The following is a 14,555-nucleotide window of genomic DNA, read 5'->3' as shown; positions in this document are numbered from 1 at the left end:
ATTTAACCTTGCACCATCTAGTATGTTTTTTCTGCTTTCGCTACCTTCACATTTGCCTCTTATGAGTAAGATTGCTATGTTGTGGTCATACCAGCTTTAAGAGTTCCCAGCAATTCAGTTTCTTTGTTGCACAGTTCTTTCTGTGTCTACATACAAGTTTCCCTATATGCTTACTAAAATTTTTGTGCAGTTCATCTCGTTCCTTGCGTTGCGAGTGTTCTTGCATTATTTAATAAATTTTAGAAATTCCAAGCTTACGACAGACTTTTTCTTGCTGTTCATTTGAAACAAGTGCAGAAAAAATAGGTTTTTTTAAAATTTTTTCTTGCAAAAATTCATATTCTTTCTTTTCAGGCGCAATTCTTTTGTACGATGCCAAAACTTCTTTAGAAAGCTCTTGTGTGCATAATCTTTTTAAATTTTTAAGTTCACTAAATGGAATAAATGAATTTCCGTCATAAATTATTTTGACATTTGCAAGTTCAAAAGATGTGTCACCAAGTTCTGCGATTTTTTTGGCAATTTTTTCTTTTGTAATTGTTTTTTTGGCAATTTCACTCAAGACAAAATCGCTTTCTTTTGTAACCGTTATTTTTTCATTTTTCAAATTTTTAATCTCAAAAGTAAGTTTCAATTTTTTACCTTTTTCTGCGACAAATTCTGCATCAATGGCAGAAAATCTTTTGGAAACTTTTATATTGTGAATAATTTTGTCATTGATTTCTTTAGAATAATTTTTGTAAATATATTTTGTCCCTTTTGGCAGTTTTCCAATCGAAATCGTGTCATTTTTTTTAACCTTTTGAACTTTTTCGCCGTTAAAAATAATTTTATTGACATATTCTCCTGAAATTTTTTCAAAATTTTCATCAACAAATTGAACTCCATCACCTAAAATTAATTCATCGTCAATTTTAAAATTATTCGAACTACCTAATCTAATTCCCAAAAAATATCCAAAATTTGAAGAATACTTTTGATTCATAAGCTTGTCATCTAAATAAAAATAACCTTTGGAATATCCTCTATTAAAAAGTTTATAGCTTTCTGTCGGCCTTGGAGTCCCCTTTAAAATATTGTCGTAATAACTTACTGTTTCAAAGACGTACTCGCTAGATTTTTTCCGCCCTTCAACTTTTAGCGCATCAACTCCAATTTCTTTTAATAAATTAATCTCTTTTTCCTGCAAAAGCTGATCATTTGGACTCAAAAAATATGCACTTTTTCCACTTTCATCGGTAAACTTTTTTCTGCAAGAATAAGCACAAAGTCCACGATTTCCACTTCTTCCGCCAATAAAACTGCTTATATAGCAATTTCCCGAATACGAGATACAAAGCGAGCCCGACACAAAAATTTCTAGCTCAATATCAGTATTTTTTCTAATTTCCTTAATTTCCTCAAAAGATAATTCTCTTGCAAGACAAACTCTGCTAAGTCCCATTTCTTTTAATTTACTAGCTTCAACGTGATTTGCAACCGTCATTTGCGTACTTGCGTGAAGTTTTAAATTTGGAAAATTTTCTTTTAAAAATTTGACCAATCCCAAATCTTGTACAATAACCGCATCCACACCGTGTTCATACACTCTTTTTATATTGTTGTACATACTTTTGATTTCACTGTCCTTCAAAATTGTATTAAAAGCCATAATTGCTTTAACACCGTGTAAATGCGCATAGTCAATCGCACTAAAAACTTCTTTCATATCCAAATTTTCATTATTTCTTCTCGCACTAAATCCTTTTAGTCCAAAAAAAACTTCATCCGCTCCTGCTTTTACTGCTGCGACAAGTTTTTCATAATTTCCCGCTGGCGCCAAAATATTTAATTTGTTCTTTTTTTCAATCACTTCATTTTCTCTCCACACAAAATTTATTTTGTTTATATTATACCAAATTTATTGAGTTTTTCAAATAATTTTAAAAAAAATGCAGTTATTTCAAGAAAAAAATAAGTTTTGAATAACTGTTTCTCAAAAGGTTCAAATATTCAATGAATTTTATAAAAATCATGTTAACTAAAAAAATTCCCTCATTTCCTGAGAGAATCTCTTTACTTGTTATTTTTCTAATTATCTTCTTCGATTGTTTATCTGCTGTCTTGAATAACTAAAAGCTTCCAATTTCATTGATATATTTTTTTCTTTTCCACCTGAAGAAACTTTTAAGTTTACAGTTTCACCTATTTTTTTAGCTGCCAATTCTCCAATAAATGTTCCTGCGGAAGTTACTTTTTTACCGTTTATTTCAAGTATGATGTCGCCTGGTTTTAATCCATATTTTGCGGCAGGAGAGCCTGAATATACCTGTTGCACCATAATTCCTGATGAATATGGAATATTTCTCTGTCTTTTAATTTCTGGAGTCAAATCAAGTACAGAAATTCCAACATAAGGTCTTTCATATCTTCCAGATTTTATTATTGAATCTTTGACATTCGTAGCCAAATTTGAAGGAATTGCAAAACCAAGTCCTACACTTCCACCTGTTGTCGAATAAATTGCGGTATTTACACCTATTACATCTCCGTTTATATTAAGTAATGGTCCTCCACTGTTTCCTTGATTAATTGCAGCATCCGTTTGAATGAAATTTTCAACTTGTTCTATTCCAAGAGAACTTCTTCCAGACGCGCCAATTACTCCAACTGTCATCGAACTGTTTAGTCCTAAAGGATTTCCAAACGCAATAGCCCAGTGTCCTATTTTTATATTATCCGAATTTGCAAACTTAAGTGGTTTAAAAGTTCTGTTTGCCATAACTTTCAAAATGGCAATGTCAACTTCTGGAGAAGTTCCCACTAATTTTGCCAAATATTCCTGTCCATCTGACATTTTTACATAAATCTCATCCGCACCTTCGATGACATGATTGTTTGTCATAATATATCCATCACTTGAAATGATAAATCCAGATCCCAAACTTCCAGTTTCTTTTCTTTGCTGTCTTCTTCCTGAAGTTCCAAATAAAAAGGCTTCCAACGGATTATAAGTTTCTACTACAATTGTTGATTTTGTTCTGATATTTACAACCGAATCTTTTGCTTTGTCATAGACAGCTGCAAATGCATCTTGTGCTCTGTACATATCATTCGTTACACTCGTATTTTGTACAACTTGTTTATTTTGTAAAACTTGTCCTTCCGCCATAGCAGTTCCACTGACAAGTGCCGCTGCAAAAAATGACGAAGTTACTATATTTTTAAATTTCATTTTTTTAAGTCCTTTCATTAATTTCTCAAAACACATTATACTATTTTCAACTTAGAAATGTCAATATTTTTATTTTTTTTACATAATGAGGAAAAGAATTTCATTTTCCCTTATAATCCTCACATCAGTTTAAGCATCTTTATGTACTGACAAAATTATCCCATCAAAAAATAAAAAATAACAAAAGTACACTTTTTAATCTTGAAAATCTAAAAAAAATAAGGTAAACTATTTATGAAAAGATTAAATAAAAATTTAATAAGAGGAGAAGAAAAATGAAATATTATGTTGGAATAGATTTAGGAGGGACTAACACAAAATTAGGTTTAGTTGATGAAAGTGGAAATATCATTTTTACTACAATTGCAAAAACAGATTCTATCGAAGGTTTCTCAGAAACAATAAAAAGACTTTCAAATATTTTGAAAGCGCAAATTGAAAATAGCAGTGTCAGTTTTAATGATGTAAAATCAGTTGGAATCGGTGTTCCTGGACCTGTATTAAACAACAGAATAGTAAAATTCTGGGCAAATTTCCCATGGAAAAACGGTATTGATTTGGCGCTTGAATTTGAAAAAAATCTTGGAATTCCAGTAAAAGCTGATAATGATGTGAATGTCATAACATTAGGTGAAATGTGGCAAGGTGCTGGACAAGGCTACAAAAATGTCTTAGGATTAGCCATCGGAACTGGTATCGGTGGTGGAATTATAGTGGATGGAAAACTTATAAGCGGACTAAATGGTGCCGGTGGAGAAGTTGGACACATAAAAATTGAACATAACGGAAAATTGTGCGGCTGTGGACAAAAAGGTTGCTGGGAAGCCTATGCTTCAGCTACAGGAATAATTCGTGAAGCTCAAAGTCGTCTTGCGGTAAACAAACAGAATTTATTGTATGAAATGACAAAAGGAAGAGATTTAGAAGCAAAAGATGTATTTGATGCTGCAAAACAAGGTGATGAATTTTCACTTGACATCGTCGACTATGAAGCTGAAAAATTAGCACTTGGAATTGGTAATTTATTAAATATTTTGGATCCTGAAATTGTTGTGGTAGGTGGTGGAGTTGCTCTTGCTGGAGATTTCCTATTTGACAAAGTTAAAGAAAAAATAAAAGAGACAGCATTTCCTTCAACACTTGAAACACTAAAAATTGTTACAGCAAAACTTGGAAATGATGCTGGAATTTTAGGAGCTGCATATTTAGGAATGCAAGACTAAACTTTTCATTTTTCCATAAAAAAACTCAAGTTTCTTCAATTAGAAATTTGAGTTTTTTCTTATCTTTATTTTCCTATTTTTTCAAAAAATTTAACAAATTAAATCCATTAAGTTATAATTTTCACCGTTAATTTATAAAAAATTAATTTGTTTCTTCCATTTTTTCCTGTGTCTCATTTTCTTTCCACTCAACAATTTTGCCATTAGAGTTTATTCTAAAATTATAAGTTACGTTACGATATTTTATTTCACCTTTGTAAAAGTCATTTTCTTTTTCAAATTCCAAAACATTTGCAAATGTTGCACCTGGAACTTTTGAAAGTGCTATTTTTTTTGCTTTTATTGGCTCTATTTCCTTTTTGGTAAAAATACTTGGTTTTGAAAAATTTAACGAAAAAATAGATAAAAATATTATAAACATACTAAAAATTTTTTTCATTTTTTCCTCCTATTTTTTAACTTTTTTACAAATTTTTTATAAAAAATTAACTGTATTTACCTCTTTGCTACTGTAGAAAATATAAATTTATCCGGCTTATAAGAAGTTACGCCATATTGAAACAATGTCCCATTTGAAAGATACGTGCGATTTTCTATTGCAACGACCATATTGTATTTTCCCAAATCCATATATTTTTTTTCTTCTTCGGTTGCATTACGAAATTTTATCTCTCTTCTGGAATGTGAAATTTTTAATTGCAATTCATTCTCCAAATAATTGTAAATAGAACTTTGTGCAATTTCTTTATTTAAAAATCGTACTATTCTTCTGTCAAAATATGCGACTTCATACTCCAAGGCTTCGCCATCCAAAACTCTGTTTCTTATGGCTTTGTAAAAATCAACTTTATCATCCACTCCAAATATTTTCATAATTTCGTTTTCACCCTGCACGACATAAAGGCTTATAAGGTTTGTCTTAATATCAATTTTTTCAATTCTATTCAATTCTTCTGAAGTCTGTAAATTCGACAAACTATTTTTAAAACGTCCATACTCTAAAACAAGAGAATTTTTCCCTTTTATTTTTTGAATATAACCGTCCATTTCTAACATTGAAAGTGCTCTTCTTATGGTATCTTTGGAATATGAATAACTTTTTGCAAGCTCCATTTCACTTTTTAAAAATTCCCCAGACTTAAAAGTCCCGTCTGTAATCTTTTCTCTTATATCCAAATAGACTTTTTTGTATTTTCTTAGCAAAATTTCCCTCCTTTCAAAAAAATCTTTTTACAAAGAAATGACAACCAAAAACTTCCATTTTAAAATTATATCGCATGTTATCTTTAAATTTACAACATTTTGATAAAAAAATAATTTTCTAAAAAGACAACTCAAAAAGCCTTTTTATTGCTTCCAAAACCATTATCCCTATAATCGCTGAAAAATCAATGTTCATCGCTCCGATTGGAATATTTATCCTAAACAATTTAAGATATGGTTCGGAAATTTTTCTTATAATTCTAAAAAATGCCATATTGTTAAAGGGATCGATCCAAGACCCCAAAACTTTAAGAACAATAACAGTTTCGTAAACATCTAACAATCTACTAATTATCGCAGTAATCAAAAAAAAATTCAATTTTTTAATTCTCCTTATTTATTTAAAATTTTTTTACATTTCAAAAGATATTCCGCTCCTGAAACCACTGTTAAAATAACAGGAATTAAAAGTAATATATTGTTTAATTTTGAGTCCAGTGGAAATAAAATTATAATTATTAAAACAACCATCTGAACAAATGTTTTCCATTTTCCCAAATTTCCTGCAGCAATCACGACACCTTCTGCGGCAACAATCGAACGAAGACCAGTGATTAAAAGTTCCCTAAAAATAATTATAAGTACAAGCCAAAGACTTATTTTATCAAACTTTGTAAGTGTTACTAACGCTGAAATCACAAGAATTTTATCAGCAAGTGGATCCAAAAGTTTTCCTAAATTTGTTATTAAATTATACTTTCTGGCAATCTTTCCGTCATAATAATCCGTGATTGATGCTCCTGCAAAAATGATTGTGGCAAAAATTCTCATAGTTATTTCAAATACTTGACTTTCAGAATTTAGTGCCAATGTCAAAATTATGACAAAAGGAACAACTAAAATTATTCTTAGTGTTGCCAATTTATTAGGTAAATTCATAAATATCACTCCTTAATCAGTTTTAATTATTAATTATTTAATGCTTTGATACTCAAATTAAATTTATCTTCATTTTCAATCGAAATTACTTTTACTCTTACAATATCTCCCTCTTTTAACGCATCTTCTGTTTTAGCAATTCTTTTATCACTTATTTCAGAAATATGAAGAAGTCCTTCTTTACCTGGCAAAATTTCCACAAAAGCTCCAAATTTCATAATCTTTGTAACTTTTCCTTCGTAAACCTCGTTTAATTCAACTGACTGAGTTTGAAGTTTGACAAGTTCTAAAGCTCTTGCCATTTTTTCAGTATCATTTCCAAAAATTGATACTTTTCCATCATCTTCAATATCAATAGAAACTCCAGTTTCATCAATAATCGCTCTTATATTTTTCCCACCAGGTCCAATAAGTCCTGCAATTTTATCAGGATTAATTTTAAATATTTCTATTTTTGGAGCATTTTTAGCAACTTCTGGTCTTGGTTTGGAAATCACCTGCTCCATCTTATCAATAATGAACATTCTTCCATCCAAAGCTTGTTTTAGCGCGATTTCCATTATTTCTCTAGTAATTCCTTCGATTTTTATATCCATTTGAATTGCCGTAATCCCATTTCTAGTTCCGGCAACTTTAAAGTCCATATCTCCCAAATGGTCTTCCAAACCTTGAATATCAGTTAATACAGTAAATGTTTCCCCCTCTTTTATAAGTCCCATCGCAATTCCTGCAACCGTTGATTTAATTGGAACACCAGCTGCCATCAGTGCAAGTGAACCGCCGCAAATAGTTGCTTGCGAAGATGAACCATTAGATTCTGTAATTTCTGAAACTAATCTCACTGTGTAAGGAAACGTTTCTTCATCTGGCATCACATATTTTAGTGCTCTTTCAGCCAAGTTTCCGTGTCCTAATTCACGACGGCCAGGTGCTCTCATAAACCCTGCTTCTCCAACTGAATACGGTGGGAAATTGTAATGTAAGAAAAATTTTTTTCTACTTTCATCTTCCATTCCGTCTATAATTTGTTCATCTTCTTTACTTCCAAGTGTTGCAACAACAAGTGCCTGTGTTTCTCCTCTTGTAAACAAAGCTGAACCATGTGGCACAGGAAGTGTGTCAATTTCTACATCAAGCGGTCTAATCTGTGTTGTAGTTCTTCCATCTGCTCTATACTTTTTATACAAAATAGCATTTCTTACCAACTTTTTCTCAACATCTCTATAGTACCCTTTAAAAGCTTTTTCCAAATCTTTCAAAGCTTCCTTATCTTGCAAATCTTCATTTCCTTCATTTTCCAATTTTTCTAAATACTTTTCAAACAATTCAGCTTCCAAATTGTCAATTGCTTCATATTTTTCCAATTTTCCAGGAGTCATAATCGCATTTTCCACTTCATTTTCAAATGAGTCAACAAATTGTTTTATTTCAGATGGAACTTCTTTTTTCTCAAATTCGTATTTTTTCACATCAAATTGAGACAAAAATTTTTCTTGTTCAAGACAAATTTCTTTAATTTTTTCGTGTCCAAACATTATCGCTTCTAACATCACTTCTTCACTAACTTCTCTTGCACCTGCTTCTACCATTGTTACCGCTTCTTTAGTTCCTGCAACAGAAAGTTGAATTTCGCTTTCCAAAAGTTCTTCAGCAGTTGGATTTAAAATATATTCTCCATCAATGTATCCGACTGTAACTCCAGCGACTTCTCCCGCAAACGGTATATCTGACAATCCTAGCGCCATTGACACTCCAATAGTCGCCAAATTTTCTGGAAAATTAATTTCATCATAAGAAATAACCGTAATTACAATGTGCACTGCATTTAAAAATCCTTCTGGAAACAGCGGTCTAATCGGTCTGTCAATAAGTCTTGAAATCAAGATTTCATCAGTTCCTGGTTTAGTTTCTCTTTTTATAAATCCACCCGGAAATTTTCCGGAAGCGTAAAACTTTTCAATGTAATCCACAGTAAGTGGAAAAAAATCCTGTCCCTCTTTCACATCTTTACTTCTTGTCGCCGTAACCAAAAGTACAGTTCCGCCGCAACTTATCACAACAGAACCTCCTGCTTGTCTAGCTATTTTTCCTGTACTTATTTTTATTTTTTGTCTTCCTAAATTAAATTCACATATTTTTTCGTCAAACATTTTTCCTCCTAATTTTTTTATTTTTTAAGAAGAGAAGCAAATAATAGTAAAAACTTTTCTAAAAAATAAAAATCTTTACAATTACTTACTCCCTAAACTTCTTAAAACATATGTAATTATACCATTTTTTAATTCTTTTTACAATTTTTTTAAAAACATTGACAGAGTAAAATATTTAGGGGAAATAAAAACTTCTATTTTAAGTTTCTTATTCAATCCAGAAAGTTACTAAAATAATTTTTTTTTTAAAGCAGAAGTGCTCATCGCCGCACCCCTGCACTCCAGCAAGGCTCAAGACATTTTTATGCACTGACAAAAAACTCGCACTAATCGTGCTCAAACAGTTTTGTCAGCACATAAAAATGCTCCGACGGTTCAAATTTTACTACCATACAAAAGTGTCGTGATTTTTTTGGAGTAAAGACGACTGTTTGAGCACGTTTAGTGCGAGTTTCGGCTTTGACGCAGAAAAAATGCTTAGACGAGCGTGGGGATTATAAGGGGAAATGGCGGTCCTTTCCCCTTATGTAAAAAAATAAAAAAATAATATTAAACAAAATAACATCTTGTAATCAAAAATAACCTAAAAAATTTGAAATTAAAAAATCTGCCCCTAAAATTTTTAAACCATCGATTTAAAGCAAAAATTTGCATATTATGTAAAATAATAGTATAATCTCTGTGTCAAAACATTAAAAATTATAACTAAAGGTATAATTTTTTGGGTGGTGAAATTTTTAGATGGAATACGAAAAAAAGAAAATTGAAACTATGAGAAATTTTAATTTTTATTACATCAATATTATAAAAAATTTCTATAAAGATATTGTAAATTATGATTTTTCTTTAAATGAATATCGAATATTAAATGAAATTAATAATTTAAGAGATTGCACTTCCAAAAAAATTTGCAGGAACTTATATTTGGAAAGCAATTTTGTAAACAGGACTTTGAGAAAATTTCAAAAATTTAACTTGGTTAAAAAGAAATTGTCGCTTTTAGATAAAAGGCTTTATTATTTCGATTTGACTAAAGAAGGAAAAAATAAATTAAAAAATTTTAACAAAATGTCTGACAAAAAAACTAAAGAAATATTTTCTAATTTGGATATTTATGATCGTGAAAGACTTGTAAAAGATATGTCTTCGATAAAAATGATTTTGGATGTGGACGAAAAAATTAACTTGGAAAATATTTTTATTAGAGATACTTTGATGTACGGTGATATAAGTTATTTAATTTATATTTATAGCTTAATTTACATCCAAAAGTATAATTTTCCGCTGTCGTTTGAAGCAAATATTGTTAATTCTTTTTCAAATTTTTTTAAAACTTATGACGAAAAAAGTGACAAAATCTGGATTGTCGAATATAATAACGAAATTATTGGATTTTCCTGTATTATGGTAAACGATTACAAAGATGCTGAACTCAGATGGTTTATTTTGCACCCGAATTACCGTGCAAAAGAGTTAGAAAAATTACTTCTCACTAAGACTCTGGAATTTTGTTACAAAAAGAGATTTGAGAAAATTTTTACTTATGTTTCAGACGATTTGGAAAATGAGATAAAATTTTATGAAAAAATTGGATTTAAAAAGACAGAAGATTTTAAAAATAATCCACTTAGAAAAAATATTAAAATGATTAAACTAGAAATGGAAATTTAGAAATGAGGTTTTAACTTGAAAAAAGCAGTAATATTAGATACGAGTGCAATTATTTACAGAAGCCACTTTGCACTGATGGGAATGAGAAACTCTAAAGGTCTTCCAACAGGAGCTACATTTGGATTTATCAATACATTAGAAAATGTCATAAAAGAATTTAGCCCCGACTATCTGGTTGCTTGTCTCGACGTAAAAAGAGAGGAGCTTGAAAGAAGTGATGAGCTTGAGACATACAAAGCCAATAGGGAAAGTATGCCAGAAGAAATTGTCGCACAACTGGATATTATAATGGACGTCTTGGACGGCTACAACATTCCAAAATATAAAAAAAGAGGACAGGAAGCTGACGATGTAATTGCGACATTTGCAACACATTTTTCAAAAGATGAGGAACCGATAGAAACTTTTATAGTAACAGGAGATAAAGATCTAGCTCAGCTTGTAAATGGGAAAATAAACATTGCACTACTCGGCAAAGGCAATGGTAAAGACTCGAATTTTAAATATATAAGAAATGATAACGATGTCGTCGACTATTTGGGAGTTACTCCTGATAAAATTCCTGATTTATTTGGACTTATGGGAGACAAGTCCGACGGTATTCCAGGCGTTACAGGAATTGGGCCTAAAAACGGTGTAAAACTTATAACAACTTACCAAAATTTGGAAAATCTTTATAAGAATATTGAAGATTTAAAAGGAAAACAGAAAGAAAATCTTATAAACGATAAAGAAAAAGCCTTTTTAAGTAGAGATCTTGCGACTGTAAAAAGGGAACTTGAAATAGAATATGACAAAAACAAACTAAAATTTGAGACTAAAAATTTTGAAAAACTTTTGGAAATTTACAAAAAAATGGAATTTAAGAAATTTAGTGCAAATCTAGAAGAAGAAAGAAAAAAAGTTTTAAATCAAAATTTAAAAAATTCTGATAAAATCAGTGAAGAAGAAAAAAAAATTCAGCTTAAATTACAAAAAGAACTTGAAGAAATGAAAGAAAAGAAAAAAAGAATTTTGGAAGAAGAAGCTAAATATGACAGAGAAAATCCTATTTACAATGGAATTTCAAGTTTTTATTCAAATAAAAATAATTCAGAAAAATTTGATATTTTGGAAATAAAAAAAGAAATTTTACAAAAAGATAAAGACTACAAAATTGTGAATTGGAATGAAGCTCACGAAATGATAAAAAAAATGGCAAGTAAAGTTTCTATTTTTGAAAATATATTTGGACTTTCAATTTCTGACGGAAGCGAAAATATTGTTCTTTTAAACAGCGATTTGGAGAAGATTTTAAATAACGAAAAAACTGTTCAAATTAATTTGTTTGAAAAAATAGAGAATAACGATTCTGAAAATGTTTTTAAAATTTATGAAGAGCTAAATAAAAAAGAAATTATCGCTTACAATATAAAAGAATATATGAAAAAGCACTCAAATTATTTTGATGTCATTATTTCTGGAAAAAATTATTCTTTTTCGCCTTTAAGGAATAAAGATACTGAAATTGACTACACAATTCGAGGTAAAAATTATTTTGATATTATGATCGCTTCGTATGTCCTTGAAACTGAAGGGGAAAATGAAATTGAAAATATTATAAAAGATGAGCTGGGAATTGAAATTGCACCATTTGAAACTGAATTTCAAAAAGAGAGAAGAAAAAGAAATTTTAGTGAACTGAGCAATGAAATAAAAGCTAATTTTTTAGCAATTCGTGGATTTTACGTCTATCATCTTGAAAAGATATTAAAAATTGAACTTAAAAATAACGGCTTATTTGATGTGTACGAACATTTGGAAAGTAAGCTAATTCCCGTACTTGCACAAATGGAAGAAAATGGAATTGAAATTGATAAAAAATATTTTAAAGATTTTGAAACTGAGTTAAACGAAAAAATTGATAAATTGATTTCAAATATTCACAAGATCGCAAATGAAGAATTTAACATAGATTCTTCGCAACAGCTAGGAGAAATCTTATTTGAAAAAATGCAAATTCCAGTCGTGAAAAAGACAAAGACGAGATATTCAACCGATGTTGAAGTTTTGGAGAAAATTGCAAATAATGAAGAACTAAGCGATGAAAAACGAGAAATTGCAAAAAATTTGCTGGAATACAGAGCGTTTAAAAAGCTACTTTCAACTTACATTGAGCCAATTCCGCAATATGCCGACAAAGACAGCCGCATTCACACGACTTTTAACCAAAATGGAACCGCAACTGGAAGATTGTCTTCAGCTAATCCAAATTTACAAAATATTCCTGTGAGAACCGATGATGGAATTAGAATCAGAACTGGATTTGTTGCAAAAGATGGATATAATTTAATTTCGTTTGACTATTCCCAAATTGAGCTACGAGTGCTTGCTGAACTTTCAAAAGACAAAAATTTAATTCGTGCTTATCAAGAAGATAAAGATTTGCATGAATTAACCGCACGGAAAATATTCTTTAAAAATGAAGATGAAGAAATTTCAAGAAATGAGAGAAGTATCGCAAAAGTCATTAATTTTAGCATTCTTTACGGAAAAACCAACTTTGGATTATCCAAAGAGCTCAATATTTCAGTAGGAGATGCCGCTCAATATATAAAAACTTATTTTGAAGAATATCCAAGAGTAAGAAAATTTTTGGACATTGTAACCAAAACCGCTAAACTTCATAGTTTTGTAGAAACATTTTACGGAACGAGAAGATACATAAAAGGAATTGACTCAGAAAATAAAAATATCTTATCGCAAGCGGTTAGAATGGCTGTAAATACAGTTGTTCAAGGAACTGCGGCAAATATCATAAAAATTGTCATGATAAAACTTTATGAAGAGTTGAAAAACGATGAAAATATAAAAATGCTGCTGCAAGTTCACGATGAATTAATTTTTGAAGTAAAAAACGGATTTGAAGAAACTTATATGAAAAAAATTAAAGATATTATGGAAAACACAGTAAAATTTGAAAAAGTGCCGTTAAAAGCAAACGGTAATATTGCTAAAAATTGGGGACTTTTGAAATAAAAAATAAATTTTGTTTAATAACAAGGGGTAAGACCCCTTGTTAAATATTTAAATTAAAATGCTAAAAAATTTTATTTTTATATCTTTTCCAAACTTCTTTTTCTCTTATCAAATGTTACAATTTTATCTATTCCAAATTTTTTTACATATTCTGCCGCTTCTTTTATATTCATTCCAACATGTTCGCTGTAATGGGCGTCACTTGACAAAATCACTGGAATATCATATTCTTTCACATATTTCATAAAATCTTCATATGGCGTAATTTCTTTTATCGGATAACGATAAGAAGTCCCCGTATTCACATCCACAATCATATTATTTTTTTTCAAAACTTTTGCTGTATTTTCAAGTAAATCTTCGACTTCATTTGGATTTGGGATGTTTTTAAATAATCTCAAATTAAAAGGATGTCCTAAAATATCGTAATATCCAGTATTTGCCACAGCTTCAATCTCTTTTACATAATCACGCCAAATTTGAGTTAAATTTTCATCTGTAAATTTATGTTTTAATGCGCTAAAATCAAATCCCCAGCCTTTTATAAAATGGATTGAAACTATCAAGTAATCGAATTCATATTTTGACAAAATTTCTTGAACTTTTTTCTGATTTTTAAAATTACACACTTCAATTCCCCATTTTACAGGATACCCTCGTTTTTTTAATGAATCTATGTAATCCTTGTATTCGTCAAGTGTATGAACAAACTTTGTTTTTTGTTCAAGCCATTTTTTTTGAAAATTTCCAACTTCACTGTTATCTAAAATTAACTCTTCATAATACAAGTCCTTAAACTCTTTAAATCCGTGTGTATGCTCCGTTATTCCAATTTCATTAAGTCCCATTTTTTTAGCCTGTTCAAAAAAAGGATTTACAAATTCATCTGTATAACTTCCGTATTCAAAGTGCATATGATAATCGTTTAACATAAAAATCCTCGCTTTCTATTTCTACATTTTTTGTAATTTTAATTATAGCATCAAAAATTTTATATTTCAAATTTTTATTTTTTCATGGATAGTGTAAAAATTTTAGAGGTAAATTTTAGATTCAATATTCTTTAATTTATTTTTGTTTACAAAATGGCATCTTACTTACATAGTTTTTTTATTTTTTTATATAAGGGGAAAGGAC

11 protein-coding genes are annotated in these 14,555 nt (G+C 29.8%); 3 read left to right on the top strand and 8 right to left on the bottom strand.

Annotated elements, in window-relative coordinates; genetic code table 11:
* Positions 1-229: 229 nt before the first annotated feature.
* Both AXF11_RS09455 and AXF11_RS09450 read right to left on the bottom strand, forming a co-directional pair.
* Positions 230-1,852: a peptidase U32 family protein gene (locus tag AXF11_RS09455; RefSeq protein WP_231724700.1), complete on the bottom strand. Its 1,623-nt coding sequence runs from the start codon at positions 1,850-1,852 to the stop codon at positions 230-232.
* Positions 1,853-2,074: 222 nt separating this feature from the next.
* The gene (locus tag AXF11_RS09450) at positions 2,075-3,214 is read right to left on the bottom strand and encodes a S1C family serine protease (RefSeq protein ID WP_068158379.1); all 1,140 of its coding nucleotides are present in this window, start codon (positions 3,212-3,214) and stop codon (positions 2,075-2,077) included.
* Positions 3,215-3,489: 275 nt separating this feature from the next.
* Here AXF11_RS09450 and AXF11_RS09445 point away from each other — a divergent pair, with 275 nt between their 5' ends.
* Complete coding sequence (locus AXF11_RS09445) at positions 3,490-4,437, top strand: ROK family protein (protein WP_068157575.1); 948 nt, start codon at positions 3,490-3,492, stop codon at positions 4,435-4,437.
* Positions 4,438-4,579: 142 nt separating this feature from the next.
* Here AXF11_RS09445 and AXF11_RS09440 read toward each other — a convergent pair whose 3' ends face one another.
* From AXF11_RS09440 to pnp, 5 genes are all read right to left on the bottom strand, one after another.
* Complete coding sequence (locus AXF11_RS09440; protein ID WP_068157572.1) at positions 4,580-4,876, bottom strand: PepSY domain-containing protein; 297 nt, start codon at positions 4,874-4,876, stop codon at positions 4,580-4,582.
* A gap of 56 nt (positions 4,877-4,932) precedes the next feature.
* Entirely contained in the window at positions 4,933-5,640 is a 708-nt protein-coding gene (locus tag AXF11_RS09435; RefSeq protein ID WP_068157570.1) for a UTRA domain-containing protein, read from the bottom strand.
* A 118-nt stretch (positions 5,641-5,758) separates the two neighbouring features.
* A complete protein-coding gene (locus AXF11_RS09430) occupies positions 5,759-6,019 on the bottom strand; it encodes a YggT family protein (protein WP_231724699.1) in 261 nt (86 codons plus the stop codon).
* 14 nt (positions 6,020-6,033) lie between these two features.
* A complete protein-coding gene (gene pgsA, locus AXF11_RS09425; protein ID WP_068157567.1) occupies positions 6,034-6,579 on the bottom strand; it encodes a CDP-diacylglycerol--glycerol-3-phosphate 3-phosphatidyltransferase in 546 nt (181 codons plus the stop codon).
* A gap of 29 nt (positions 6,580-6,608) precedes the next feature.
* Positions 6,609-8,729 carry a polyribonucleotide nucleotidyltransferase gene (pnp, locus tag AXF11_RS09420; RefSeq protein WP_068157564.1) on the bottom strand — a complete coding sequence of 707 codons (2,121 nt, stop codon included), beginning with the start codon at positions 8,727-8,729 and terminating at the stop codon, positions 6,609-6,611.
* Between the two features lie 741 nt (positions 8,730-9,470).
* On the opposite strand from pnp, the gene AXF11_RS09415 reads away from it, so the two are divergent.
* Positions 9,471-10,400: a helix-turn-helix domain-containing GNAT family N-acetyltransferase gene (locus tag AXF11_RS09415; RefSeq protein ID WP_068157561.1), complete on the top strand. Its 930-nt coding sequence runs from the start codon at positions 9,471-9,473 to the stop codon at positions 10,398-10,400.
* Between the two features lie 15 nt (positions 10,401-10,415).
* Positions 10,416-13,418: a DNA polymerase I gene (polA, locus tag AXF11_RS09410; protein ID WP_068157559.1), complete on the top strand. Its 3,003-nt coding sequence runs from the start codon at positions 10,416-10,418 to the stop codon at positions 13,416-13,418.
* A gap of 77 nt (positions 13,419-13,495) precedes the next feature.
* On the opposite strand, the gene AXF11_RS09405 is transcribed toward polA, so the two are convergent.
* Entirely contained in the window at positions 13,496-14,350 is an 855-nt protein-coding gene (locus AXF11_RS09405) for a histidinol-phosphatase HisJ family protein (RefSeq protein WP_068157556.1), read from the bottom strand.
* Positions 14,351-14,555: the final 205 nt, after the last annotated feature.

The organism is Leptotrichia sp. oral taxon 847, from assembly GCF_001553645.1.
GTDB lineage: Bacteria > Fusobacteriota > Fusobacteriia > Fusobacteriales > Leptotrichiaceae > Leptotrichia.
The sequence above is the reverse complement of the archived record's forward strand: the minus strand, read 5'-3'. Positions and strand labels throughout refer to the sequence as shown.